Genomic DNA, 26,368 nt, shown 5'->3' on the forward strand with positions numbered 1-26,368 from the left:
AATAGTTAGGTTGCTTGGTAATTGGCGGAAAGCTTGAGTGAAATAAAGAACCAATGTGGGAGGGGGCTTGCCCCGGTACAAACCGGGGACATCGTTTACATTTCTAACCGGGGACATGGTTTACAGGTTAATACGCATGATCAGGAGGTAACTGATCATGCCCTGGAACCAAGAGTCTCCGATGAATCAACGAATCAGACTGGTCGCTGACTGGCTTTCTGGTAACTACACCAAAAGCCAGCTGGCGCGCCGCTTTAACGTAAGTCGGCCTACCGTCGACAAATGGATCGGCCGGCACAATGGCGATTTAAAGTCTTTAGCCGAACTGTCCCGACGCCCTCACAACAGCCCCAATAAAATCGACGATGAAATCCTGGCCCGTGTGGTGGCGATGAAGGAGGCGCACGATAAATGGGGTCCGAAGAAGCTTCTCGAGCTATTGCGACTTGAAGATCCCTCCATCGCCTGGCCTTCCCCAAGTACAGCAGGCCAATGGCTTGATCGACTTGGGCTCGTCCAAAAGCGGCGCTTCAAGCGCAGACACGGTACTTCCCCTGTAGCAATGCGCGAGGCCAACGAACCTAACCAGACATGGTGCGCCGACTACAAAGGGCAATTCAAAATGCATAACGCGCAGATGTGCTTCCCTTTGACCATCACAGACCACGCGTCCCGGATGATTTTGGCGTGCAGGGCTCATTCAAAGATCAAGACTGAACCTGTTAAACACGCCTTTGAGAGACTATTTGAGGAGTACGGCATGCCCGAAGTTATTCGGTCGGACAACGGTGTTCCGTTTGCCTCTCCTGGCCTGGCAAGAATGTCCACGCTGGCAGTTTGGTGGATACGTCTGGGCATCTATCCGGAGCGCACCATGCCAGGAAGACCGGCCCAAAATGGTCGCCATGAGCGGATGCACCGTAGCTTGAAACTGGAGCTGCCTTTAGGAGAAAACTTAATCGAGCAGCAGCTTTTGCTGGAGCATTTCAGGCATGAGTTCAATTACGTGCGCCCTCATGAAGCGCTCGGTATGAAGCGTCCAGGGGACGTGTATGTGCCGTCTACCCGGATTTACCCAGGATGCTTGCCGGATGTGGCGTATCCGTCCGAAATGAAGGTTCGAAGCGTCAGGCAGGACGGGTCGATCAAGTGGAAAGGCAAGTTGGTATTTATCAGCGAGGCGCTGTCAGGGGAGCAGATAGGGCTTAAAGAGGCTGAGGATGATGTTTGGGATTTGTACTTGTGTGATTATCCCCTGGGAAGGCTTGGGCGAGGTATGACCCGCGTCCAAGCCTCAAATGTGTAAACGATGTCCCCGGTTTCAGATGTAAACGATGTCTACGGTTCTACACCCCGATGGCTGTGGACCAGTCAGCATATTTTTTGGCTGACCCACCGCTATCGGGGGCAAGCCCCCTCCCACATTTTTGACCAAGCGGTGTTTAGAAATCGCGCTTGTAGAAGATGTCCAGCGAACTGGCGACGCCGGTTGCGACTTCCAGGTACACCTTCTTGCTCAGCAGGTAGCGCAACGCGATGGTATTGGCCGGTTCGAACACCCCAACCCCGTAACGCAGGCTGAGTTTTTCGTTGATCTTGCCGCTGGCCACCACCGCCGTGCTGTTGCCGCTGCCTTGGGTATCCAGGTCGAAATCCTGGATACCCAACTTGGTGGCGATGTCTGAGGTCACCCCAGCGCTGCCCATCAGGCCCAGGCCCAGGGCGGCTTCGGCGAGCATATTGTTGTCTTCACCGTTGTTGGTGCGCGAACGCCCCAGCACCAGGTAGGACAACGCGTCTTCCTGGGCCATGGCGGGCTCGGAGAAGATCTGCGTGGTCGGCTGCTCGGCACTGCCGCTCAACCGAATGCCGGCCGTGACCGTGCGGGAGGACTCGGTGGTCACGCGTACCGCCTCGATATCCAGAAACGGCTGATCCAACGGCCCGGCGAACAACAGGCGCGCACGGCGCACATTCAGGCGCTGGCCGTAGGCCCGGTAACGGCCATCGTTGAGCCACAGTTCGCCACGGGTGTCCATGTTGTCGCCGATATGCACGTGGCCTTGCACTTTGGCGGTGAGGCCGAAGCCGGCGAAGTTGAGTTGGTCTTCGCCCACTTCCACGTCGATATCCATGGCCATCGCCATCGGCGGCTTGCCCTCTTCGGTCTGGCTGCCGACGATCACCGTGTCATCGGACACCTTGACCGTCGACGGCGGCAGCTCGCGCACGGTGATATCGCCGCGCGGGATGTGCACCTTGCCGGCAATCGCCAGCTTGTCGTCCTTGAGGCTGATCTTCAGGTCGGGCGCCACTTCCAGTACGGCATAGGGCTCGACCGTCACCGGCAGTTGCGAACCCTTGAGGCTCAGGTCCACCACCAGGGCGCGGCCCCAGTCGATCTCGCCCTTGAGGCTGCCCTGCCCGACCTTGCCACTGCGCCAGGCGCCATTAAGCTGCACGCTTTCGCCGGCAATCAGCGCTTGTACGTTCAGGCCTTCCAGGCTCACTGGCAGCTCGGGCCCGGAGATTTCGCCGTCGACCAGATTGACGCTACCGTTGACCTGGGGTGCGAGCAGGCCGCCGGAAATCCGCCCGTTGCCATTGAGCTTGCCGGTGAGTTTTTCCACCATCGGCACGAACGGTCGCGCCACCGCCAGGTCCAGCCCGGTGAGGCTGAAATTGCCGGTGATCGGCTTGTTGGCCGGCAGCGGATTGATCTGCGCCTGCAACAGCAACTCGCCGAGCTTGCCGCCACGGAAGTTCAACTGAGTGTCGATGCGCTTGGGGTTGAGGGTGGTTTCCAGCTTGAGGGTGTCGTACGGGAAATCCAGCCACTGATTCTTGCCCTTGACGCGCAGGGTGCCGCCACCGGCGTCCACCGACACCACGCCTTTGGGGCCGCTGGCCGGCAGATCGAGCTGCACGTCGGCATTGAGCCTGCCCTGCCACGCGAAGTCTTTGGGCAAAAAGCCCGCGAGGCTGTCGAGGGGGAATTGCTTGAGGTGGTAACGCAGCTTCGGCTCGGGCATCAGGCGCTGGTCTTCGCCGCACAGGCTGGCGCCACCGGACACCCAGCAGTGGGCGGCAAAGGTCAGCTTGCCATCGGCCAGGCGCTCGATTTTCGCCGGGGCTTGCAGCCTCCAGTCCTGGCCACCCGCTTGCACGTCGCCGCTGGCCAGGCGCCCGCGCCAGTTGCCTTTATCGAGGTTGCCGTCCAGGGCCAGGGCCAGCTTGAGCAAAGGACCGGCCAGATCCAGTTGGACCTTCTGGCTCTTGATATCACCCTGGGCGCTGGCGGTGAGCGTACCGACCTGGGTCTCGCCGCTCTGGATGCCGCTGCCCTTGAGGTCGATCCTGGCGCGCTGGGCGCTGTCCAGTGTCGCGTTGAGGTTAAGGTTTTGCAGGCGGTTGTCGGCCAATGCCAGTTGCTGGCCCTTGAGATCGAGTTTGCCCTGCGGCGCTTTCAGAGTGCCGGTGACATCGACGCGGCCGTTGATCTGCCCACGCAGTTGCGGCCATAGCTGGGCCAGGCGGGCCAGCTTGATGTCGATCTGCCCGGCCAGGCGTTGCTGCAGGCTGCCGCTGCCGTTGATGCGGTTGTCGCCCAGGCGGATGTCCAGGTTGGCGAGGGTCCATTGTTCGCCCGCGCCTTCGGCCTTGGCGGCCAGCACGGCGGTTTGCCCGCGCAGACGGCCCTTGAGGTCAAGGTCGGCGTTGAGCTTGAGTTGCCCGTTGTTGAATTCGCCTTTGCTGCGCAGCGGCCCGGCCAGGGTGCCGGGCAACTCAGCGACCCAATACGCCGGGTTCAACGCGGTCAAATCCAACGCGGTGTCCCAGGCGATGCCGTCCGCGAACTGTACGTTCAAACGGCCTTCGGCCTTGCCCTGGCCGGCTGTCAACTTGAGCTCGGGCAGGAAGATTTGCTTGAGGTCGCCACTGAACGGCGTGACCACGTTGAACTTGCCCGCCGGGCCGTCGAGATCGGCCTTGAGGTTGCCCAGGTAGTTGCCGTCTTTATAGGAAACTTCACCGTTGAAGGTGCGCAAGGTCACCTGCGGTTCGTCGATCAGCGGGTACAAGCGATGCCAGGGGAAGTCCAGCCAGGCGACCTTGGCATCGGCGCTGAAACCTTGTTGCCAGTCCAGGTTGGCGCTGAGCTTGAGGCTTTGCTGGTCGCCGGCTGTCAGGTCCAGGCCGGCGATCTGTGCGCCCTTGGCGTCGACCTTGCCTTGCAGCAGCAGGTCCACCGGGCCTTTTTCCGCCGGCAGTACCGCTTTGCCCAGCAATTGGTAACCGTGTTTCAGGTCGCCCTTGGCGCTCAGGTCCAATTGATTGAGTTGCAGGGTGTCGGGCAGGTCGGCGCTGGGTTTGAAGGCGTCAGCGGTGATGCGCAATTGCGCCGGCAGATTGTCCACCAGCGGCTGCAACTCGCCACTGAGCTTGGCCAGCAGATAGCCGCTGCTGTCAGCGTCGAGCTTGAGGGTCTTGAGCAAGTCGCCATCGACCTTGAGGGCCACCGTCCAAGGTGCGCCGCCCGGCGCGTAAGGCAGGCTGAGATTACCGCTGGCCATCAAAGGCCAGTCGCCAACAGGTTGCAGCAGGCCGGCGAGGTCCAGCACCAGGCCGTCCCGTTGCAGGTGCACGGCGTCGATCTGCATACCTGCAGAGGTCCAGTGCGCCGCCAGTTGCAGGCCCTTGAGTTCTTCACTGCCGTTGAACAACAGGCTACCGACGCGAACGTCGCCCAACTGGATGGCCAGCGGCAGCTTCAGGTCGGGCAACGCGATGGGCCCGCTGCTGCTCGCTTCGGCGCTGGGGGGAAATTGCAGGCTGACCCGCTCCACATCCAGGCGATCGATACACAGGGTCATACGCAACAGGCACCCCGGCGACCAATCAAACTTGGGCGCATCAAGCTCGACGCGGCTGCTGTCTTGCTGCCATAGCAGGTGATCGGCGCTCCACTGCCCGCCCAGGCGCCCCTGGAAGTTTTCCAGGCTCAAACCCGGCACCTGGCCCAGTGCCCAGCGACTGCCCGCCTGGGTTCCGAGTACCGACCACAGCGCCAACACCGTCACCGCGAGGATGGCCATCAGGACCAGCCCCGCTATTTTCAAACCACGCATCACAGCTCAGGCCCCATGGAAAAGTGCAATCGAATGCCGCCCGGGTCTTCCAGGGCATGGGCCAGGTCGAGGCGGATCGGGCCAACCGGCGAGACCCAGCGCACGCCCACACCGACACCGGTTTTCAGGCTGGGCATTTCCAGGGTATTGAACGAGTTGCCCTGGTCGATAAACGTCGCGATCCGCCATTTGTCGGCGATGGAATATTGATACTCGGCACTCAGCGCCACCATATAGCGGCCGCCGATGCGGTCACCGCGATCGTTTTCCGGTGACAGGGTCTGGTATTCATAGCCGCGCACGCTCTGGTCGCCACCGGCAAAGAAGCGCAGCGACGGCGGCACCGACTTGTAGCCGTTGGTGGCACTGCCGCCCACCTGCGCGCGGCCCAGGAACCGGTGGTTATCCCACAAGGTGGTCAAGCCCTTGATCGTGGCCGTGCCGTACAGCAGATTGGTGTCGGAACCGAGCCCTTCCTTGGCGACCTTGCTGTCGAACATCAGGCGATAACCGTTGTGCGGATCGATGCGATTGTCGCTGCGCAGGTAGGAGTAGCTGATCCCCGGCATCACCAGGTTGCTCAGGCCCGAGTCATTGCCCAGGCGGTACTCTTCACGCTGGTATTTGAGCGAGATAACCCGTGTCCAGCCACTGGGCAATTTACTGTGCCATTCGGGCCCGACGGTGAGCAGCTTGCTCAGGGTGTCGGTGTTGGCCAGCTCTTCATTCTGGTAACCGCCGGCGAAGCGCAATTTGTCGGTGAGCGGTGGGTCGAGCGGAACGTCATACCACAGGCCGACGTTCTGCCGTGGCGCCGAAAGCTCGGCCTCCCAGCCATAACTGTGGCCCTGGGGATTGACCCAGTGCCGCGTCCAGTTGGCCTTGCCGCGCGGGCCGACGTCCGTCGAAAAACCCAGGCCCAGGCCCATCGTGCGTGGCTTGCGCGTGTCCAGTTGCACGGCCACCGGAATTACGTCGTTGGTCGAGGCCGTGGGGCTGGCGTCCACGCGCACGCTGTCGAAGAAGCCACTGCCTTGCAGGTTCTGGTTGAGTTCGGCGATCAGTTCGGAGTCGTAAGGGGTGCCACTTTCAAAGGGCACCATGCGTTGCAGCAGTTCTTCATCGAATGGAGTGTCGCCGCTAAAGCTGACCTTGCCCATGCTGTAGCGTGGGCCGCTGTCGTAAACCAGCTCGATATCGGCGACGCCTGCCTGGGGATCGACGGAGAGTGTCTGACGCGTAAAGCGCCCGCTGAAAAAGCCGTAGCGCGAGGCCTGGTTCTGGATCAGACGCTTGGCATCATCGTAATGGCCGTGGTTGAGCACTGCGCCGGGCTTGAGATCGTCACTGGCAGGCACGCGAAACGCCTTGAGGTTCGCCGCCGGGCCGTCGACCCGCAGGGTGACGTTGCGCAAATGCACGGGCTCGCCGGGGTCGATGGTGAGAATCAGGCGCGGGTTCTTGCCGCCCTGCACATCGCTGGCGATCTGTGGCTGATAGAAGCCCAGGGCCTGGGCCGCTTTGCGCGCCTGCTCCTCGGCGCCACGGCTGAACCGCAGCAGCGCTTCTTCATCACGATCGCCCACCCCGCCGATGTAGCCTTCGATGTTGGCTTTCAGCGCGTCGTTAGAGGGCTTGATCCGCACGTCCAATTCGCTTTGCGCCCATGCGCCGCAGCTTGTGAACAGCAGGATCAAGCCGCTGGTAAATCTTCCTGGAAACTTCATAGGCGCGGATGCTACACGAGCGAGAGAGGAACTTTGAACCCGGATTTGTCTGAATAATTCTGTCTCAAGTCGCTGCAGCACTTAACGGCTGGGGGTTGGGATGGAAAAACACATGCTCCAGTACAGGTCCTACGGCAATTTCACCGATTTCCTCATAGCCCTGGCGCTTATAGAACTCCAGGTAACGGGAATTGCCCGTGTCGAGCACCACGCCCGATGAGTGCGGGTCTTCGGCGCACCAATTGTGAACCGCTTCAAGCAATTGTTCGCCGTAGTGGTGGCCCTGCAACTGCGGGTGAATGCCCAGCAATGGCAACACATGCACCGACTCGCTGGGCAGGCACGCCAGGACGGCCTGATGGTATTCAAGATAACGCCGCGTGCCGCGTACTCCGGTGCTCAGCCACATGCGGATTTGCCAGGCCCAGCTCTCGGTGATGCCCAGGCGCCGTTGCGGCGGGGCGATCAGGGCAACGCCGACCAGACGGTCGTTGACGAACAGGCCAATGGCGGGAAGCTTCTGGAAGAAATGTTGCTTGACCAGCTCGCGCACGGTGGCGCGTACCCGCTGTTCATAACCGGGGCGCTCGGCCTCGAAGATGTAGGCGAAGGTCGGTTCGTGACGGTAGGCCTGGTACAGCAGGGAACGCGCTTCGCGGGAATAGCCGCTATTGAGCACACGGATTTCGGCAGCGGCCGTCGAAGTGTCAGGCATAACAGTCAATCTCCTGGACGCCACTCAAAAAGGTGGCGTTCTTATGGGTACGAACCTGCGCAGCGCCAGTCGTTCCCAGACAGTAGCAGCGCATGCGCCCTACCGCCACGCTGGCCGCCGTCCGACTTGTCGGCTAGCATCGCCCTTTTGCCAGACTGGACTGCCGACCATGAAAATCGTCTCCTTCAATATCAACGGGCTGCGTGCCCGCCCTCATCAGCTGGCGGCGCTGATTGAAAAGCATCAACCGGATGTCATTGGCCTGCAGGAAACCAAGGTCCACGATGACCAGTTCCCGCTGGCCGAAGTCCAGGCGCTGGGCTATCACGTTTATTACCATGGCCAGAAAGGACATTACGGCGTGGCCCTGCTCTCGCGCAAAGAGGCGTTGAGCCTGCACAAAGGCTTTGCCAGCGATGAAGAAGACGCCCAGCGCCGTTTCATCTGGGGCACCTTCGCCGACGAGAACGGCCACCCGGTCACTGTCATGAACGGCTACTTTCCCCAAGGCGAAAGCCGCGACCACCCCACCAAATTCCCGGCCAAGCAGCGTTTCTACGAAGACCTGCAACAGCTGTTGGAGAGCCAGTTCAGCAATGACCAGGCACTGGTGGTGATGGGCGACGTGAATATTTCCCCGCAGGACTGCGACATCGGCATCGGCGCCGACAATGCCAAACGCTGGCTGAAAACCGGCAAGTGCAGCTTCCTGCCGGAAGAGCGCGAATGGATGGCCCGCCTGAAAAACTGGGGGCTGGTGGACAGCTTCCGGCACTTGAATCCTGAGGTGACCGACCGCTTCAGCTGGTTCGATTACCGCAGTCGTGGCTTTGAGGATGAGCCCAAGCGCGGGCTGCGCATCGACGTGATCATGGCCTCCACCGGCCTGGTGCCTCGGCTCAAGGACGCGGGAGTGGATTACGATTTGCGCGCATTGGAAAAACCGTCGGACCATGCGCCGATCTGGTTGGAGTTGAGCTGATTTCTCTGACTCTACTCGGTCAATGTGGGAGGGGGCTTGCTCCCGATAGCAGTGTGTCAGCCAGCTGATCTGTAGCTGATACACCGCCATCGGGAGCAAGCCCCCTCCCACATTTTGACCCATGGTGTGTCAGTCACATTGCTGCAATCCAACTGACTTAATCTCGCGGCACTCCCTTTGGCTGACGAAGGTGTCGGCATGATGCTGCGCGTTCTATTACTGCTGGCCCTTTTCCCTTTCTTCGCAGTGTCCGCCCCGCTGCCCCTGCCTGACCAAGGCCCGGCATTGCGTATCCAGGGCTCCAACACCATTGGCGCGGGTTTGGTGCCGGCATTGGTCAGGGGCTTGATGGAGCAGCAGGGTTTGCAAGGCGTGCACAGCGAACCCGCCGAGAGCGCAAATGAACAGCGTGTGATCGGCACGACCCGTGAGGGCAAAACCGTGAGGGTCGAGGTCGCCGCCCATGGTTCCAGCACCGGGTTTGCCGCGCTGAAAAACCACAGCGCCGACCTGGCCGCCTCGTCCCGCCCGATCAAGGACAGCGAACGGCTAGCCCTCGCGCCCCTCGGCGACCTGAAAAGCCCCGGCGCCGAACACGTGATTGCCATTGATGGCCTGGCGATCATCCTTAACCCGCGTAATCCGCTGAACAGCCTCAACACCGAGCAACTGGCGCAGATTTTCAATGGCGAGATCAGCACCTGGGAAACACTCGGCGGCAGTGGCGCAGCCATTCATCTGTATGCGCGGGACGATCAGTCCGGCACCTATGACACCTTCAAGGAGCTGGTGCTGAACCGACGCGGCAAACCGCTGGCCACGTCAGCTCGCCGTTTCGAGTCCAGCGAAGCGCTGTCCGATGCGGTCAGCCAAGACCCCCAAGGCATCGGTTTTATCGGCCTGCCCTACGTACGCCAAGCCAAGGCCGTGGCGATTGTCGATGGCGACTCGCAACCGATGCCGGCGCTGAACAGCCTGATCGCCACCGAGGATTACCCGCTGTCACGGCGGTTGTACTTTTATCTGCCGCCGGCGACGCGTAATCCCTGGGCCAAGGCCTTGGTGGACTTTGCCCAAAGCGATCAGGGCCAGGCGATCGTGGCGGCCAACGGCTTTGTCGCCCAGCATGTGCAGGCGATTGGCGTAGCCCCACGCGCCTCGATGCCCGAGGCGTATCAGGCGATTGCGCGCAGCGCCCAGCGCCTGACTGTGAATTTTCGTTTCGAGGAAGGCAGCGCCAGCCTGGACAACAAGGCGCGCCAGGATGTGCAGCGGGTGGTGGCGTATCTGGAAAGCCACGACAAACTGCACAAGCAGGTGACGCTGGTGGGCTTCGGCGATGCCAAGAATGATCCGCAGCGGGCGGCCCTGCTGTCCAAGTTGCGGGCGATGGCGGTGCGCAGGGAACTGGTGAAAAGCGGCGTGGTGCTGCGTGATATTCGCGGGTTTGGCGCGCAGATGCCGGTGGCGGCGAATACCGAGGATGAGGGGCGGATCAAGAATCGGCGGGTGGAGGTTTGGGTGTACTGAATCTTGGGGTTTGTGGTGCTTGGACTGGCCTCATCGGGAGCAAGCCCCCTCCCACATTTTGACTGTATTCACAAATCTAAGTGTGGGAGGGGGCTTGCTCCCGATGGCAGGCGACGCGGTGCTACTGCCCGCCGCGCATCAACTCCTTGGGCACATACTTGCCAATCTCGAACTTGCCGATCGCCGCGCGGTGCACTTCGTCCGGGCCGTCGGCCAGGCGCAGGGTGCGTTGCATGGCGTACATATAGGCCAGCGGGAAGTCATTGGACACACCGGCACCGCCGTGAATCTGGATCGCACGGTCGATCACCTTCAGTGCCACGTTCGGCGCGACCACCTTGATCTGGGCGATTTCGCTTTTCGCGACTTTATTCCCCACGGTGTCCATCATGTACGCCGCTTTCAAGGTCAGCAGCCGCGCCATATCAATCTCCATGCGCGAGTCGGCGATCTTGTCGATATTGCCCCCCAGGCGCGCCAGGGGCTTGCCGAATGCGCTGCGGCTGACCGAGCGCTTGCACATCAATTCCAACGCGCGCTCGGCCATGCCGATGGAGCGCATGCAGTGGTGGATACGGCCAGGGCCGAGGCGGCCCTGGGCGATCTCAAACCCACGACCTTCACCGAGCAGTACGTTTTCGTACGGCACGCGCACGTTGTCGAACAGCACTTCGGCGTGACCGTGGGGCGCGTCGTCGTAGCCGAACACCGGCAGCGGGCGCAGGATTTTTACGCCGGGGGTATCCACCGGTACCAGGATCATCGAATGCTGTTGGTGGCGTGGTGCATCCGGGTTGCTCAGGCCCATGAAGATCAGGATCTTGCAGCGCGGGTCGCAGGCGCCGGAGGTCCACCACTTCTTGCCGTTGATCACCCATTCATCGCCCTGGCGTTCGGCGCGGGCGGCCATGTTGGTAGCGTCCGAGGAGGCCACGTCCGGCTCGGTCATGGCGAAGGCGGAACGAATCTCACCGCGCAGCAGCGGTTCAAGCCAGCGTTGTTTCTGCTCTTCATTGGCGTAGCGCACCAGCACTTCCATGTTGCCGGTGTCGGGGGCGGAGCAATTGAACGGTTCCGGGCCCAACAGCGAGCGGCCCATGATTTCGGCCAGCGGTGCGTATTCGAGGTTGCTCAGGCCGGCGCCCAGCTCGGATTCCGGCAGGAACAGGTTCCACAACCCTTCGGCTTTGGCCCGGGCTTTGAGTTCTTCCATGATCGCGGTGGGCTGCCAGCGGTCACCTTCGCTGACCTGGCGTTCGAACACCGGCTCGGCCGGGTAGACGTAAGCGTCCATGAATGCGCTGACGCGTTCACGCAGTTCCTGAACCTTGGGCGAATAGGCGAAATCCATGAGCAGCTCCCTTCTCTGAGAGGTTGTTTAAGTCATGCAATCGATGCTAGAACAGCGCTGATAATTTACCTAGCCTATTCTCGGCGTGTATTAACATTCATCACCGATATATGATCGGCGTATGAATACCTAACAATAAGAGTGCAACGACATGAATCTGAGCAAGGTCGACCTCAACCTCTTTATCGTCTTCGACGCGATCTATACCGAAGCCAACCTGACCCGCGCCGGGCAGATTGTCGGCATCACCCAGCCGGCGGTGTCCAATGCGCTGGCACGCCTGCGCGAGACCTTCAACGACCCGCTGTTCGTGCGCACCGCCCAGGGCATGGTGCCCACGCCGATGGCACAGAACATCATCGGCCCGGTGCGTAATGCGTTGTCGTTGCTGCGGGTTTCAGTGCAGGAAAGCCGGATTTTCAATCCGCAACAGGCGGCCAAGACCTACCGCATCAGCATGACCGACCTGACCGAAGCGGTCATTCTGCCAGCGCTGTTCCAGCGCCTGCGTCGCCTGGCGCCGACGGTGGTCATCGAGAGTTTTTTGTCCAAACGCCGCGAAACCACCAAGGAGCTGGCCGCCGGGCGCCTGGACTTTGCCGTGGATGCGCCGCTCAACACCGACCCGCAGGTGCGTCACGTCAAGCTGATGGAAGACCGCTACGTGTGCGCCATGCGCAAGGGCCATCCGATGGCAGGCAAGGACAAATTCACCCTGGATGACTACCTGTCCCTGACCCATATCCATATTTCCAGCCGCCGCAACGGCCTGGGCCATGTCGACCTGGCCCTGGGCAAGATGGGCATCCAGCGCAAGATCGCCCTGCGCTCCCAGCACTACCTGATGGCGTCGCAGGTATTGCAGCAGACCGACATGGTCATGACCGTACCCGAACGCTTCGCCCGCCGCCATGAACTGCACTGGTTCAACCTGCCGGTCAATGATGTGCCAGCGGTGGAAACCCACCTGTACTGGCACGAAAGCACCGACCAGGACCCGGCCAACCGCTGGATGCGCGAGCAGATGATCGAGTTGTGCCAGCAGGTGACGGCCCACGAAAAAAAGCTGGATAAACAACAAGTCTGAGGTGGAGGAGTTCTCCTGTGGGAGGGGGCTTGCCCCCGATGGGCTGTGCAGCAGCCCTTGACGTTTACGTCAACCTGCAATTAGCTTAGCGCCAAGACCTTCTTGAGCACCGCCATGAGCACCACCTACAGCATCTCCGACCTAGCCCGCGAGCTCGATATCACCACCCGCGCCATTCGCTTCTATGAGGAACAAGGCCTGCTGGCCCCGGAACGTCGGGGCCAGGAGCGTATCTACTCGGCGCGGGACAAGGTCAGCCTCAAGCTGATTCTGCGCGGCAAGCGCATCGGCTTCTCCCTGGCTGAATGCCGCGAGCTGATCGAACTCTATGACCCCACCAGCGGCAACCACGTCCAACTCAACAGCATGCTCGCAAAAATCGCTGAACGCCGCGAGCAGCTCGAGCAACAGTTGCTGGATATCGAACAGATGAAGCTGGAACTGGACACCGCCGAAGAGCGCTGCACCCAGGCCCTGGCAACTACCATGAGCCAGGCCGGCCATTGATCAGAAGGTAACCGTCATGTCCCTCCCCTCACACGTACGCCTGGTGGAAGTCGGCCCGCGCGACGGTTTGCAGAACGAAGCCCAGCCGATCAGCGTGGCCGACAAGGTGCGGTTGGTGGACGCCTTGAGCGGCGCCGGCTTGAGCTATATCGAGGTCGGCAGTTTCGTGTCGCCCAAATGGGTGCCGCAGATGGCCGGCTCCGCCGAGGTGTTCGCGCAGATCCAGCGCAAGCCTGGCGTGACCTACGGTGCGCTGGCGCCGAACCTGCGCGGCTTTGAAGATGCGCTGGCGGCTGGGGTCAAGGAAGTCGCGGTATTTGCGGCGGCGTCCGAAGCGTTTTCCCAACGCAATATCAACTGCTCCATCAGCGAGAGCCTGGAGCGGTTTGCACCGATCATGGCGGCGGCCCGGCAGCATGGGGTCAGCGTGCGCGGGTATGTGTCGTGTGTGTTGGGTTGCCCCTATGAAGGCGAAATCGCCGCGCAGCAGGTCGCGGCGGTCGCCCGCGAACTGTATGCCATGGGCTGCTATGAAGTGTCCCTGGGCGACACCATCGGCACCGGCACGGCCGGCGCGACCCGGCGGCTGTTCGAGGTGGTCGGTGCACAGGTGCCACGCGACAAGCTCGCAGGGCATTTCCATGACACCTACGGCCAGGCGATCGCCAATATCTATGCCAGCCTGCTGGAAGGTATCCAGGTATTCGACAGCTCTATCGCGGGCCTCGGCGGCTGCCCTTATGCCAAGGGCGCGAGCGGTAACGTCGCCACCGAGGATGTGGTGTACCTGCTCAATGGGCTGGGGATCGACACGGGTATCGACCTGGAACGCTTGATTGACGCAGGCCAGCACATCAGCCAGGTGCTGGGACGGGCGAGCGGCTCACGGGTGGCGAAGGCGCGTAACGCCGGTTGAGTAGCACGGATGTGACAATGTGTTACCGCACGCCGACACAGCGGGTAACGAGGGAACAGAATCCGTCGCGTTTTTTGAAAGATATGACGTGCTAAAAAATCAACTGCTTGATTTTAAAGGAATTTAAAAAGTTGGCACGGCTTCTGCTATCTCTCCTGCATAACAAAAATAAAAAGCGCCAAACCTAATAAAAATAAGACGAAACGACTCTGACATAACAAAAACAACACGGCAGAGACGCAGCTAACAGATTTTTTTGGAGAAGATGTGCTTCGCAGGGTACGGCATGCCGAAACCCGCAACCGGTCAGAGAAAAATAAAACTACCTCAGGTAGCTGCCCACTGGTTGGATCGTTTACGAAGAAGCAGATCAGCGTTCAAAAAAATACGTTTGCTCTTGACCCCGGATGGGGGTCGCCAAAACAGCGGTAAAGGGTAACGGTTGCCAAAAACAACAATAAACCGCCCCTCAATAATAAAAAAAGAGCACGCAACGACAAATTAAAGGGGACCTTCGGGTCCCCTTTGTGCTTTCTGGCTGATCGTTCCCACGCTCTGCGTGGGAACGATCTAGCGCGCCTGCAGCTCTTCAATCGAGATTTCGCGCATGCGGAATTTCTGGATCTTGCCCGTCACCGTCATTGGAAACGCGTCTACGAACTTGAAGTGCCTGGGCATCTTGAAGTGTGCGATGCGGCCCTTGCACCAGGTTTGCAGTTCCAGTTCGCTCGCCACATGGCCTGGGTGGAGTTTGATCCAGGCGACAATTTCCTCACCATAGCGCTCATCGGGAATACCGATGACCTGCACATCGGCCACTGCCGGATGGGTGAAGAAAAACTCCTCAAGCTCGCGTGGATACACGTTCTCACCACCGCGAATGATCATGTCCTTGTTGCGCCCGGCGATGCACACATAGCCATGCTCGTCCATGGTCGCAAGGTCACCGGTGTGCATCCAGCCCTCCGCGTCGATAGCATCGCGGGTGCCCTCGGGGTTGTTCCAGTAGCCGAGCATCACGCTGTAGCCGCGCGTGCACAGTTCGCCTGTCTCACCGCGTGGCACCGTGTTGCCGTCAGCGTCGATGATCTTGTTTTCCAGCTGCGGCTGGGTGCGGCCCACGGTGGTCACGCGGCGTTCCAGGTCGTCATCCGCGCCGGTCTGCAACGACACCGGGCTGGTTTCGGTCATGCCATAGGCAATCTGCACTTCACTCATGTGCAACTGGCCAATGACGCGGCGCATCACCTCGATCGGGCAGGTCGACCCGGCCATGATCCCGGTACGCAGGCTGGATAAGTCGAATTCGCCAAGGCGCGGGTGATCGAGCAGCGCAATGAACATGGTCGGCACGCCGTACAAGCCCGTGGCGCGTTCTTCGGCGACGGCGGTAAGCGTGAGCAGTGGGTCGAAGCCGTCATTGGGGTAGATCATGGTGGTGCCGTGGGTGATGCAGCCAAGGTTACCCATCACCATGCCGAAGCAATGGTAAAGCGGCACCGGGATCACCAGGCGGTCGTGCGCCGTAAGGCCAAGGCTTTGGCCGACCATGTAGCCGTTATTGAGAATGTTGTGGTGACTGAGGGTGGCGCCCTTGGGGAAACCGGTGGTGCCGGAGGTGTACTGGATATTGACCGGTTGGTCGGCGTGCAGGCCGGCTTGGCGAGCGTGCAGTTGTTCAGGCGCAACCTGCGCCGCCAACGCCGACAGGTGTGACCAAGGCAGGAATCCTGCGGGCGGGTCGGGGTCGAGACTGACGATGGCGCGCAGGTCGGGCTGGAGCGCTTGCAGCATGGCGTGGTAATCGGAGGTCTTGAACGAACCGGCGCACACCAGCCGCGCGCAGCCGGATTGCTTGAGCACGTATTCCAATTCACTGCTGCGGTACGCCGGGTTGATATTGACCAGGATCACTCCGAGCTTGGCGCTTGCCACCTGGCAGATCAGCCATTCGGCGCAGTTGGGCGCCCAGATACCCAGGCGGTCGCCGACCTGCATCCCCAGGGCCATGAACGCACGGGCATGCACTTGCACCGTCTCGGCCAGTTGCCGCCAGGTGTAGCGGCAGTGCTGATGACGCACCACCAGCGCTTCACCCTCGGGATAGCGTGCGACAGTCCGATCAAAGGCCTGGCCAATGGTCTCGGCCAGCAAGGTCTTGTCCTGGGAGCCACGGCTGTAGCTCAGGTTCGGTTGATCCATAACGGCCCCTGTTGTCTTTTTTGTAGGTTGACGTAAACGTAAACTACGATTGACAGCGCCTCAACGCAAGCTTACGTTAACGTAAAGGTAAGCGCCCTCCTCCGCGCCTCGCCGACACAACAACAAAAGCTCACATTAAGGTGTCTGTCCATGAGTTACCCGTCCCTGAACTTCGCCCTCGGTGAGACCATCGACATGCTGCGCGACCAGGTGCAGGCCTTCGTGGCCAAGGAAATTGCTCCCCGCGCTGCCCAGATCGACATCGACAACCTGTTCCCCGCCGACCTGTGGCGCAAGTTCGGCGATATGGGCCTGCTGGGCATCACCGTGCCGGAAGAGTACGGCGGTGCCGGCCTGGGTTACCTGGCGCACGTGGTGAGCATGGAAGAAATCAGCCGTGGCTCGGCCTCGGTGGCGTTGTCGTATGGCGCTCACTCCAACCTGTGCGTCAACCAGATCAACCGCAACGGCAGCCACGAACAAAAACTCAAGTACCTGCCCAAGCTGATCAGCGGCGAGCACATCGGCGCGCTGGCCATGAGCGAGCCGAATGCCGGCTCCGACGTGGTCTCGATGAAACTGCGCGCCGACAAGCAGGGTGACGCTTACGTGCTCAACGGCAGCAAGACCTGGATCACCAACGGGCCCGATGCCCACACCTACGTGATCTACGCCAAGACCGACCTGGAAAAGGGTGCCCACGGCATCACCGCGTTCATCGTCGAGCGTGACTGGAAAGGCTTCAGCCGCAGCAACAAGTTCGACAAGCTGGGCATGCGCGGCTCCAACACCTGCGAGCTGTTTTTCGATGACGTGCACGTCCCCGAGGAAAATATCCTCGGCGTGCTCAACGGCGGCGTCAAAGTGCTGATGAGCGGCCTCGACTACGAGCGCGTGGTGCTCTCCGGCGGCCCCACCGGCATCATGCAGGCCTGCATGGACCTGATCGTGCCCTACATCCACGACCGCAAGCAGTTCGGCCAGAGCATTGGCGAATTCCAGCTGATCCAGGGCAAGGTCGCCGATATGTACACCCAGCTCAACGCCAGCCGCGCCTACCTCTACGCGGTGGCCCAGGCCTGCGAGCGCGGTGAAACCACGCGCAAGGATGCGGCCGGGGTGATCCTCTATAGCGCCGAGCGCGCCACGCAAATGGCCCTCGATGCGATCCAGATCCTGGGCGGCAACGGCTACATCAATGAATTCCCCGCCGGGCGCCTGCTGCGGGACGCCAAGCTGTACGAAATCGGCGCCGGCACCAGTGAAATTCGACGGATGTTGATCGGTCGCGAACTGTTCAACGAAACCCGCTGAGGAGCGCGCCCATGGCCACCCTGCACACCCAGCTCAACCCACGCTCGGCGGAATTTATCGCCAACAGCGCGGCGATGCGCCAACAGGTCAACGCGCTGCACAACCTGCTCGCCCAGGTCCAACAAGGCGGCGGCGCCAAGGCCCAGGAACGCCACACCTCACGCGGCAAGCTGCTGCCGCGCGAGCGCATCGATCGCTTGCTCGACCCGGGCTCGCCGTTCCTCGAATTGAGCCAGTTGGCCGCCCATCAGGTGTATGGCGAAGATGTGCCGGCCGCCGGTGTGATTGCCGGCATCGGCCGCGTGGAAGGCGTCGAATGCATGATCGTCGCCAATGATGCCACCGTCAAAGGCGGCTCCTATTACCCGCTGACCGTCAAAAAACACTTGCGCGCCCAGACCATCGCCGAGCAGAACCGCCTGCCGTGCATTTACCTGGTGGACTCCGGCGGAGCCAACCTGCCGCGCCAGGACGAAGTGTTCCCGGACCGTGAGCACTTCGGGCGGATCTTCTTCAACCAGGCGAACATGAGCGCCCAGGGCATCCCGCAGATTGCCGTGGTGATGGGCTCGTGCACGGCCGGTGGCGCGTATGTACCGGCGATGGCCGACGAAGCGATCATGGTGCGCCAGCAAGCGACCATCTTCCTCGCCGGCCCGCCGCTGGTGAAGGCCGCCACCGGCGAAGTGGTCAGCGCCGAAGACCTCGGCGGTGCCGATGTGCACTGCAGGATTTCCGGCGTGGCCGACCACTATGCCGACAACGATGAACACGCCCTGGCCCTGGCCCGTCGCAGCGTGGCCAACCTCAATTGGCGCAAGCTGGGTGAGTTGCGCCAACGTCCGCCAGTGGCGCCGCTGTACAGCCGCGAAGAGCTTTACGGCGTGATCCCGGCCGATGCCAAGCAGCCGTTCGACGTGCGCGAAGTGATCGCCCGGCTGGTGGACGGTTCGGTATTCGATGAGTTCAAGGCGCTGTTCGGCGCCACCCTGGTCTGTGGCTTTGCGCACCTGCACGGCTATCCGGTGGCGATCCTGGCCAACAACGGGATCCTGTTCGCCGAAGCCGCGCAAAAAGGCGCGCACTTTATCGAGTTGGCCTGCCAACGCGGGATTCCGCTGCTGTTCCTGCAGAACATCACCGGCTTCATGGTCGGCCAGAAGTACGAAGCCGGCGGTATCGCCAAGCATGGCGCCAAGTTGGTCACGGCGGTGGCCTGTGCCAAGGTGCCGAAGTTCACGGTGATTATCGGCGGCAGTTTCGGCGCCGGTAACTACGGCATGTGCGGTCGCGCCTATGACCCGCGTTTCCTGTGGATGTGGCCCAACGCACGCATCGGCGTGATGGGCGCCGAACAGGCGGCGGGCGTGCTGGTGCAGGTCAAGCGCGAGCAGGCAGAGCGCGCAGGCTTGGCATTCAGTGCCAGCGATGAAGCGGCGATCAAGCAGCCGATCCTCGACCAGTATGAAACCCAGGGCCACCCCTATTATTCCAGCGCACGCTTGTGGGATGACGGCGTCATCGATCCGCTGCAGACCCGCGATGTGCTGGCCCTGGCGCTGTCCGCCGCGCTGAATGCCCCTATCGAGCCGAGCCGCTTCGGCGTGTTCCGCATGTAACCTGTAGGAGCGAGCTCGCTCGCGAAAAACGTCCAGTCAACGCGTGCATCCTGGATACCCGCGTTATCGTTGACGACCTTCGCGAGCAAGCTCGCTCCTACAGGAGGCCTCTCATTTTCATGGAGCTTCTTGCATGAGCGAATTCAACACCCTCGAACTGATCACCGACAGCCGTGGCTTTGCCACGCTGTGGCTCAGTCGTGAAGCCAAGAACAACGCGTTCAACGCCCAGATGATCCGCGAACTGATCATCGCCCTAGACCAGGTACAGGCCGACCCTGCCCTGCGCTTTCTGGTCCTGCGCGGGCGCGGCAAACACTTCAGCGCCGGCGCCGACCTGGCCTGGATGCAGCAGTCGGCCGAGCTGGATTACCACACCAACCTGGACGACGCCCGTGAGCTGGCCGAGCTGATGTACAACCTGGCCAAGCTGAAAATCCCTACGCTGGCGGTGGTGCAAGGCGCGGCCTACGGCGGCGCGCTGGGCTTGATCAGTTGCTGCGACATGGCAATTGGCGCCGATGACGCGCAGTTCTGTCTGTCGGAAGTGCGTATCGGCCTGGCGCCAGCGGTGATCAGCCCGTTCGTGGTGCAGGCCATCGGTGAACGTGCGGCCCGCCGCTATGCCTTGACGGCCGAGCGGTTTGGCGGCCAGCGCGCGCGCGACATCGGTCTGTTGGCGGAAAGCTACCCGGCCGATACGTTGGACCAGCGGGTGGATGAGTGGGTCGCCAACCTGCTGCAAAACAGCCCGGCGGCGATGCGCGCCAGCAAAGACCTGTTGCGTGAGGTGGGCAACGGCGCCCTCACCCCGGCGCTGCGCCGCTACTGTGAAAACGCCATCGCGCGTATCCGGGTAAGTGTCGAGGGCCAGGAAGGCTTGCGCGCATTTCTGCAAAAACGCACGCCGAGCTGGCAATCCCGGGAGCCGCGCCCATGAGCACACTCACTACCGTGCTGGTGGCCAACCGGGGCGAAATCGCTTGCCGCGTCATGCGCACCGCCAAGGCGATGGGGCTGACCACCGTGGCCGTGCACAGCGCAATCGACCGCGACGCCCGGCACAGTCGCGAAGCGGATATTCGCGTCGACCTGGGCGGCAGCAAGGCCACTGACAGTTACCTGCAAATCGACAAACTGATCGCCGCCGCCCACGCCAGTGGCGCCCAGGCGATTCATCCGGGCTACGGCTTCCTCTCGGAAAACGCCGGGTTCGCCCGGGCCATCGAGGCAGCGGGCTTGATCTTCCTCGGCCCGCCCGCCTCGGCGATCGACGCCATGGGCAGCAAGTCGGCGGCCAAGGCGCTGATGGAAACCGCTGGCGTGCCGCTGGTGCCGGGCTATCACGGTGAGGCCCAGGACCTGGAGACCTTCCGCGAGGCCTGTGCGCGCATCGGTTACCCCGTGCTGCTCAAGGCCACGGCCGGCGGTGGCGGTAAAGGGATGAAGGTGGTCGAGGATGTCAGCCAGTTGGCGCAAGCCCTGGCCTCGGCCCAGCGTGAGGCCCTGTCGTCATTCGGCAACGGGCAGATGCTGGTGGAGAAATACCTACTGCAACCGCGCCATGTGGAAATCCAGGTGTTTGCCGATCAACACGGCAACTGCCTGTACCTCAATGAGCGCGATTGTTCGATCCAGCGGCGCCATCAAAAGGTCGTGGAAGAAGCCCCCGCGCCGGGGCTCGGCAGCGAACAGCGCAAGGCCATGGGCGAAGCGGCGGTCCGCGCGGCGCAGGCGATCGGCTATGTGGGCGCGGGGACGGTGGAGTTTCTGCTGGATGCGCGCGGTGAGTTTTTCTTCATGGAGATGAACACCCGCCTGCAAGTGGAGCACCCGGTCACCGAGGCGATTACTGGCCTGGACCTGGTGGCCTGGCAGATTCGCGTGGCCCAGGGCGAGGTGCTGCCGATCACTCAAGCGCAGGTACCGCTGATGGGGCATGCGATCGAGGTGCGGCTGTATGCCGAAGACCCGGCCAATGATTTCCTGCCCGCAACCGGACGATTGGCGGTGTACCGCGAGCCCAACCCCGGTCCGGGTCGGCGCGTGGACAGCGGCGTCGAGCAAGGCGACAGCGTTTCGCCCTTCTACGACCCGATGCTCGGCAAGTTGATTGCCTGGGGCGAGGACCGTGAGCAGGCGCGGCTGCGCTTGCTGAGCATGCTCGACGAATGTGCGGTGGGTGGGCTCAAGACCAACCTGGGATTTCTGCGGCGCATCATTGGTCACCCGGCCTTTGCCGCGGCTGAACTGGATACCGGATTCATTCCGCGCTATCAGCAAGAGCTGCTGCCGGCGGCCGGCGCGCTGGACGATGAGTTCTGGCAGGCAGCGGGATCGGCCTTTATGCAGAGCCTGCCGGCCGGTGACGGGCCGTGGGCAGACACCCGGGGCTTTCGTGCGGGGTTGCCGGCGCAGGTTACACTGCATTTGAGCTGTAACGGGCAGGATCGCCTGGTCACACTGGCCGGGCAATCGTCGCAGCTCACCGGCGAGCAACTGGTGATCGAACACCAGGGCGTGCGCCGCTCCCACCTGGCCGTGCGCGATGAAGGCACGGTGTATCTGCGCTGGGACGGCGAGATGCAGGCGGTCAGCCTGTTCGACCCGATTGCGGCGGCCGAGGCCAGCCACTCCCCTCAAGGCGGCCTCACCGCGCCCATGAACGGCAGCATCGTGCGCGTGCTGGTGGAGGTCGGTCAACGCGTCGAAGCCGGCGCGCAACTGGTGGTACTGGAAGCGATGAAGATGGAACACAGCATCCGCGCACCTGAGGCGGGTGTGATCAAGGCGCTGTTTTGCCAGGAGGGCGAGATGGTCGCCGAAGGCAGTGCGCTGGTGGAGCTGGAAACGGCGGACTAGAACTTCGCCGTGGCTTGCACGACGACGCCAAGGATGCGGCACTCGTCGGTGAACAGCAGCTTGGGATAGGTGGGATTGAGCGGCGCCAGGTAAAGCTGGCCGCTGTCTGCCTGCAACTGGCGAAAAGTCGCCTGAGGGTTGTCGAGCCATTGCGCAACCACCAGTTTACCGGGCTCGGCCTCGATGGCCGGGTCGACCAGGATCAGCATGCCTGCGCTGATGCTCAGGCCACTGGGCGCGGTCATGGCGTCGCCGACCACCGGCAGCCAGAAGGCGTCGCCGTGGGCATGGTAATCCGTCAATTCGAAACGTGCCGGCCCATAGCTGGCGCGTTCTTCGCGCAGCTCGCACACGCCGTTCCAATCGCTGACCGGGTAGCGAAAGTACGGGTTGTGGTGATGCTCCAGTGCCGCCTTGGTGTCCGCCCTCTCGCGAATCTCCAGCGCGACCTCCAGGTAGCCCAGCCCCAGTTCCGCCAGTACCCGGTTCATGTCCGCCAGGCTCGGCACGCGGCGCTTGTTGAGCCAGTGGCCGACGCCGCCCTGGGACATGCCCAGGCGCTCCGCCAGTTCATCCTGCGTGACCTTGCGGTCTTTCATGTTGGCTCGCACCAACGCTATCCAGTTATCCATGGCGCTGACAATACGTTGCGTATTTTCCAGGGCAATAAACAGTTTGTAGTAATCCATAAAACGACATAAATACGATACGTACTATCATCGACATAAGGTTTTCGACACCCACCCGGAGTACCGCCTCTTATGACGACGAGCCCGTATCATCTGCCTGAAACACCCGAACACACTGACCTGCATGACATGCGCTGCAGCGGCGCCGCCCAGCGCGCGCTGGACTATTACTTGAAAGAAGATATGTCTGCGCGAGACGTGGACGAGGCCTTTTTCACCATCAAGCCAGGCATCAGCCAGGAAGAAGCGCTGGTGCATGCCTCTGACCTGCTGCGCAGTGCTGCGGCAACGGCCTACGAATCGGCGAGCAGCCATCAAGGCAATCATCGCGACCTGGCGTTTTCGGTGGTTTACTTGATCGATATGGCGAAAGCGATGGTGGAGCGGTCGTTGCGAGCGACTGAGGCGCAGGCGAACATTTAAAGGACGTGCACGAAAAAATTTCTATCTAGCGGATAAAAACATTTGACTTGCAAATGATAATGATTATTATTGGACCCAGCTGATCGCGAGATCAGTCGATAGACCAAGAGACCTTAGGTCGGACTCTTGGAATATCTCCTCATCAGGCTAATCACGGTTTTTGACCCGGCTCTTTGGCCGGGTCTTTTTTTGCCAGTTTTTCCTGGCGTGGCTTCAGGCTAATGAAGACTGTGTGGTGCGTGATGGCGCGCATGGTAGCAAAAGCCCATTGCGAAAAGAAAGGCACAGCACCGCTCTAGCCCGGATCTTTGCGATTTAGCGCTTGAGAATCAATCTCACAAACCCTAAGCTGCCGCAGCGTCACGGATGACGCCCCCTCCCCCGTGCAACAATTTTGCTTCCAGAATGTGCCTACCGCCTGTGTAAGATAGCCGCCACATCCTCATATTCAGGCAACCAGACTATGACCGTGGCCTTGACCTCCATCAAGATCAGCAGTGCTTTCGACAGCGGCAATATCCAGGTCCTGGATGCCAGCGATGCCTACCAGCTATTGCTGGCCATCAAGCCCGACACTCGTAGCCAGCACTATCAGTGGTTCCACTTCAAGGCCGAAGGCATGCACGTGGGCCACACCCACACGTTTCGCCTGAGCAACGCGGGCCGCTCGTCTTACAAGCATGCCTGGAGCGGCTATAACGCCGTAGCGTCCTATGATCATGTCAATTGGTTCCGCGTGCCGTCGCGCTTTGACGGCGAAATCCTGCATATCAGCCTCCAGACCCGGGAAAAACACGCGTGGTTCGCCTACTTCGAGCCTTATAGCCGCGAACGCCACGACTGGTTGATCGAGCAGGCCCTGAAGTACGCTGGCGTCAAGCTATTGGCCACCGGCAAGAGTGTCGAGGGGCGCGATATCCAACTGCTGCGCCGTGGCAAAGGCGGCGAAGGTCGCCGCAAGGTCTGGATCATCGCCCAGCAACATCCCGGCGAACACATGGCCGAATGGTTCATGGAAGGCGTCATCGAACGCCTGCAACAGGACGGTGACGCCGAGCTGAAAAAGCTGCTGGCGGTGGCCGACCTGTACCTGGTGCCGAACATGAATCCCGATGGCGCGTTCCATGGTCACCTGCGTACCAACGCCATGGGCCAGGACCTCAACCGCGCCTGGCAGAGCGCCAGCCAGGCACTCAGCCCGGAAGTGCTGTTCGTGCAACAGCAGATGGAAAAACACGGTGTCGACCTGTTCCTCGATATCCATGGCGACGAAGAAATCCCCTACGTCTTCACCGCCGGCTGCGAAGGCAATCCCGGCTACAACCCGCGTATCGAAGCCTTGGAAAACCGTTTCCGCAGCCACCTGAGCCACCTGACCCGTGACTTTCAGACCACCCACGGCTACACCCGCGACCTACCCGGCGAAGCCAATATGACCCTGGCCTGCAATGCGGTGGGTGAGAAATACGACTGCCTGTCACTGACCCTGGAGATGCCCTTCAAGGACAATGACGACGCACCCAACCCGAAAACCGGTTGGTCCGGCGATCGCTCCAAGCAGCTGGGCAAGGATGTGTTGAGCAGCGTGGCCGATATCATCGGCCACGTGCGTTAACGCTCGGTCAGTGTTTGGTGCCGGTCATGCTTTGCAGCACGCCGTCACGGCGGATCAACCCGTGAAACAGCGCGGCCGCCAAATGCACCAGCACCGTCAGGAACAACAGGTAGGCGAGATAACCGTGGGCCTTGCGCAATAGCGCAAACAACGGCGCATTCGCCGAGACCAGTGCCGGCAGTTGCACGGCACTGCTGAGCATCACCGGGTCGTCGGCGGCCGAAATCATTGCCCAGCCCAGCAACGGCAACACCAGCATCAACCCGTACAAAACCACGTGAGAAGCCTTGGCCGCCAACACTTGCCACAGCGGCAAGTCCGCCGGCAGCGGCGGTTGGCGCGTGGAAAAACGCACCACCAGCCGCACGATGACCAGCGCCAGAATGGCGATCCCCAGCGGCTTGTGCAGGTGAATCAACCACTCGTGGCGCTCGGAAACCGACGCCGCCAGCCCCGCGCCAATAAACAGCATGGCGATGATCATCAGCGCCATCAGCCAGTGCAGCAAACGCGCCAACGGGGCGAAAAACCTTGGTTGAACATTCATGGCTTCGACTCCTGGGAGGCACTGTGCAACGGGCCGACTTCACCGGCACGCCGCAGGTAGGAACTGGCATAGGCGGCTGAACGTGCAGCCAGCAGCGGGTCATTGGAGGCCTCGATACCGCTGGGCAGAATCAGCGGGTCGAAGTTGATATCGCGGCAATCGCCGTCGGCTTGTGGCTGGCTGCTCTGCAACACCAGGGTGCCGGCATTGAGCACTTTGTGTTCACCGGTCCAGGTCTTGCTGGCGTCATCCAGCGGGTCGCCGGGGTTGGCCAGCGTCATGTTTAATTGCCACTGCAGCGGCCCGGCAGCCAGGCGCTGCACCAAGTCTTTTTCCAGGAAGTCGCCGCCCTCGGGCGCAGTATCTCCGGCGGCGTCGCGGCTCTGTGGCACCACGGCCCAGCGCACGGCCTGGCGCTTGCCGTCGGCGCTCACCAGGTAAAACGCGTTGATGCCGTTGTAGGTTTCGGTGGCGTAGCTGGCCGATGGCTTGGCGGTTTTAACCCACGCCAGGAACGCTGCGGTCTCCGGGTGTGCGGCAAAAAACGCCGGCATGCTCGAAGGGTTCGGCTTGCCGGTGGCGGGGTCCGGCGCGCCGGCCTTGAGCAGTTGGTAGAACGCCTCGGGCGTGCCCACCGGGAACACCGGCATGCTGTTCATCCCGGTGCGCCACTGCTGACCGTTGGCCTGGCTGAATTGCACGGCAAAACTGCGGATCGGCACGCTGTTGTCCGGTGCATAAGGGTTGCCGCTGGGCAAGGCAAACCGCCCGATCACCGGAGTTTTCGCCTCGTTGAACAGCTGGGCGCTGGAGTAGGCGCGCACCTCTGGGCTGCTCTGGAAGTAGCCGGCTACGCACACGCCCTTGGCATGGTTACGTCGAAAGCCAGGGTGCACACCGTTATTGGTTTCCAGGGCATTGACCAAGGTTTTTGGCCGCAGGCGTTGTGGGTCGAGGGTGCCGTTGACGTAGGCAAATGCCCCGGCAACAACGGCAACCACCGCACCAATACCCGCGAGCCGCGCGATAAGGCTCGCAGTGCTCAACGCAGGACGAGGCGGTGAAGAGTGATCTACCATGAAAGAACTCCAGGGCCAGAGGCCTTAGGGGGTAAAACATAAGGTCGGAACACTAAAGACGCACGCCGACAGGC

General features: G+C 61.5%; 20 protein-coding genes. 12 read left to right on the top strand and 8 right to left on the bottom strand.

Going from position 1 to position 26,368, the window contains the following annotated elements:
• Positions 1-157 precede the first annotated feature (157 nt).
• Positions 158-1,306 (top strand): DDE-type integrase/transposase/recombinase, encoded by a 1,149-nt coding sequence (locus C4J87_RS15290; RefSeq protein ID WP_124365247.1) that lies wholly within the window; start codon positions 158-160, stop codon positions 1,304-1,306.
• Positions 1,307-1,442: 136 nt separating this feature from the next.
• Here the strand turns inward: C4J87_RS15290 and C4J87_RS15295 are convergent, their stop codons facing one another.
• The 3 genes from C4J87_RS15295 to C4J87_RS15305 all read right to left on the bottom strand — a co-directional run bounded on the left by C4J87_RS15295 (position 1,443) and on the right by C4J87_RS15305 (position 7,571).
• Positions 1,443-5,129 carry a translocation/assembly module TamB domain-containing protein gene (locus C4J87_RS15295; protein ID WP_124367471.1) on the bottom strand — a complete coding sequence of 1,229 codons (3,687 nt, stop codon included), beginning with the start codon at positions 5,127-5,129 and terminating at the stop codon, positions 1,443-1,445.
• On the bottom strand, positions 5,129-6,856 hold the full coding sequence (locus C4J87_RS15300) for an autotransporter assembly complex family protein (protein ID WP_124367472.1): 1,728 nt from the start codon (positions 6,854-6,856) through the stop codon (positions 5,129-5,131). The genes C4J87_RS15295 and C4J87_RS15300 overlap by 1 nt, the downstream gene beginning before the upstream one ends.
• Positions 6,857-6,920: 64 nt before the next feature.
• The gene (locus tag C4J87_RS15305; RefSeq protein ID WP_124367473.1) at positions 6,921-7,571 is read right to left on the bottom strand and encodes an N-acetyltransferase; all 651 of its coding nucleotides are present in this window, start codon (positions 7,569-7,571) and stop codon (positions 6,921-6,923) included.
• Positions 7,572-7,740: 169 nt separating this feature from the next.
• On the opposite strand from C4J87_RS15305, the gene xthA reads away from it, so the two are divergent.
• Complete coding sequence (gene xthA, locus C4J87_RS15310) at positions 7,741-8,553, top strand: exodeoxyribonuclease III (protein WP_124363347.1); 813 nt, start codon at positions 7,741-7,743, stop codon at positions 8,551-8,553.
• Between the two features lie 198 nt (positions 8,554-8,751).
• Positions 8,752-10,083, top strand: a complete 1,332-nt coding sequence (locus C4J87_RS15315; RefSeq protein WP_124367474.1) for a substrate-binding domain-containing protein — start codon at positions 8,752-8,754, stop codon at positions 10,081-10,083.
• A 121-nt stretch (positions 10,084-10,204) separates the two neighbouring features.
• Here C4J87_RS15315 and C4J87_RS15320 read toward each other — a convergent pair whose 3' ends face one another.
• Positions 10,205-11,434 (bottom strand): acyl-CoA dehydrogenase, encoded by a 1,230-nt coding sequence (locus C4J87_RS15320; RefSeq protein ID WP_124363349.1) that lies wholly within the window; start codon positions 11,432-11,434, stop codon positions 10,205-10,207.
• 151 nt (positions 11,435-11,585) lie between these two features.
• Here C4J87_RS15320 and C4J87_RS15325 point away from each other — a divergent pair, with 151 nt between their 5' ends.
• From C4J87_RS15325 to C4J87_RS15335, 3 genes are all read left to right on the top strand, one after another.
• Positions 11,586-12,521 carry a LysR family transcriptional regulator gene (locus C4J87_RS15325; protein ID WP_124367475.1) on the top strand — a complete coding sequence of 312 codons (936 nt, stop codon included), beginning with the start codon at positions 11,586-11,588 and terminating at the stop codon, positions 12,519-12,521.
• A gap of 114 nt (positions 12,522-12,635) precedes the next feature.
• Complete coding sequence (locus tag C4J87_RS15330) at positions 12,636-13,028, top strand: MerR family DNA-binding transcriptional regulator (RefSeq protein WP_124367476.1); 393 nt, start codon at positions 12,636-12,638, stop codon at positions 13,026-13,028.
• 16 nt (positions 13,029-13,044) lie between these two features.
• Positions 13,045-13,944, top strand: a complete 900-nt coding sequence (locus tag C4J87_RS15335) for a hydroxymethylglutaryl-CoA lyase (RefSeq protein WP_124363352.1) — start codon at positions 13,045-13,047, stop codon at positions 13,942-13,944.
• 570 nt (positions 13,945-14,514) lie between these two features.
• Here the strand turns inward: C4J87_RS15335 and C4J87_RS15340 are convergent.
• Positions 14,515-16,146, bottom strand: a complete 1,632-nt coding sequence (locus C4J87_RS15340) for an AMP-binding protein (protein WP_124367477.1) — start codon at positions 16,144-16,146, stop codon at positions 14,515-14,517.
• 150 nt (positions 16,147-16,296) lie between these two features.
• Here C4J87_RS15340 and C4J87_RS15345 point away from each other — a divergent pair, with 150 nt between their 5' ends.
• The 4 genes from C4J87_RS15345 to C4J87_RS15360 all read left to right on the top strand — a co-directional run bounded on the left by C4J87_RS15345 (position 16,297) and on the right by C4J87_RS15360 (position 21,941).
• Positions 16,297-17,460 (top strand): isovaleryl-CoA dehydrogenase, encoded by a 1,164-nt coding sequence (locus tag C4J87_RS15345; RefSeq protein ID WP_124367478.1) that lies wholly within the window; start codon positions 16,297-16,299, stop codon positions 17,458-17,460.
• A gap of 11 nt (positions 17,461-17,471) precedes the next feature.
• On the top strand, positions 17,472-19,079 hold the full coding sequence (locus tag C4J87_RS15350; RefSeq protein WP_124367479.1) for a carboxyl transferase domain-containing protein: 1,608 nt from the start codon (positions 17,472-17,474) through the stop codon (positions 19,077-19,079).
• Positions 19,080-19,212: 133 nt separating this feature from the next.
• Positions 19,213-20,019, top strand: coding sequence for a gamma-carboxygeranoyl-CoA hydratase (locus C4J87_RS15355; RefSeq protein ID WP_124367480.1), 807 nt, complete (start codon positions 19,213-19,215; stop codon positions 20,017-20,019).
• Positions 20,016-21,941 carry an acetyl/propionyl/methylcrotonyl-CoA carboxylase subunit alpha gene (locus tag C4J87_RS15360; RefSeq protein WP_124367481.1) on the top strand — a complete coding sequence of 642 codons (1,926 nt, stop codon included), beginning with the start codon at positions 20,016-20,018 and terminating at the stop codon, positions 21,939-21,941. Before C4J87_RS15355 ends, C4J87_RS15360 begins: the two co-directional genes overlap by 4 nt.
• On the opposite strand, the gene C4J87_RS15365 is transcribed toward C4J87_RS15360, so the two are convergent.
• The gene (locus tag C4J87_RS15365; protein ID WP_124368983.1) at positions 21,938-22,573 is read right to left on the bottom strand and encodes a LexA family transcriptional regulator; all 636 of its coding nucleotides are present in this window, start codon (positions 22,571-22,573) and stop codon (positions 21,938-21,940) included. The genes C4J87_RS15360 and C4J87_RS15365 overlap by 4 nt on opposite strands.
• A 129-nt stretch (positions 22,574-22,702) precedes the next feature.
• Here C4J87_RS15365 and C4J87_RS15370 point away from each other — a divergent pair, with 129 nt between their 5' ends.
• Together C4J87_RS15370 and C4J87_RS15375 are read left to right on the top strand one after the other, a co-directional pair.
• The gene (locus tag C4J87_RS15370; RefSeq protein WP_124363358.1) at positions 22,703-23,053 is read left to right on the top strand and encodes a DUF6124 family protein; all 351 of its coding nucleotides are present in this window, start codon (positions 22,703-22,705) and stop codon (positions 23,051-23,053) included.
• 463 nt (positions 23,054-23,516) lie between these two features.
• The gene (locus C4J87_RS15375) at positions 23,517-24,668 is read left to right on the top strand and encodes a M14-type cytosolic carboxypeptidase (protein WP_124367482.1); all 1,152 of its coding nucleotides are present in this window, start codon (positions 23,517-23,519) and stop codon (positions 24,666-24,668) included.
• Positions 24,669-24,675: 7 nt separating this feature from the next.
• Here the strand turns inward: C4J87_RS15375 and C4J87_RS15380 are convergent, their stop codons facing one another.
• Both C4J87_RS15380 and C4J87_RS15385 read right to left on the bottom strand, forming a co-directional pair.
• Positions 24,676-25,215 carry a cytochrome b gene (locus C4J87_RS15380; RefSeq protein WP_124367483.1) on the bottom strand — a complete coding sequence of 180 codons (540 nt, stop codon included), beginning with the start codon at positions 25,213-25,215 and terminating at the stop codon, positions 24,676-24,678.
• On the bottom strand, positions 25,212-26,294 hold the full coding sequence (locus C4J87_RS15385; RefSeq protein ID WP_124367484.1) for a catalase family peroxidase: 1,083 nt from the start codon (positions 26,292-26,294) through the stop codon (positions 25,212-25,214). The genes C4J87_RS15380 and C4J87_RS15385 overlap by 4 nt, the downstream gene beginning before the upstream one ends.
• Positions 26,295-26,368 lie beyond the last annotated feature (74 nt).

Source organism: Pseudomonas sp. R1-43-08, from assembly GCF_003852255.1.
Lineage (GTDB): Bacteria > Pseudomonadota > Gammaproteobacteria > Pseudomonadales > Pseudomonadaceae > Aquipseudomonas.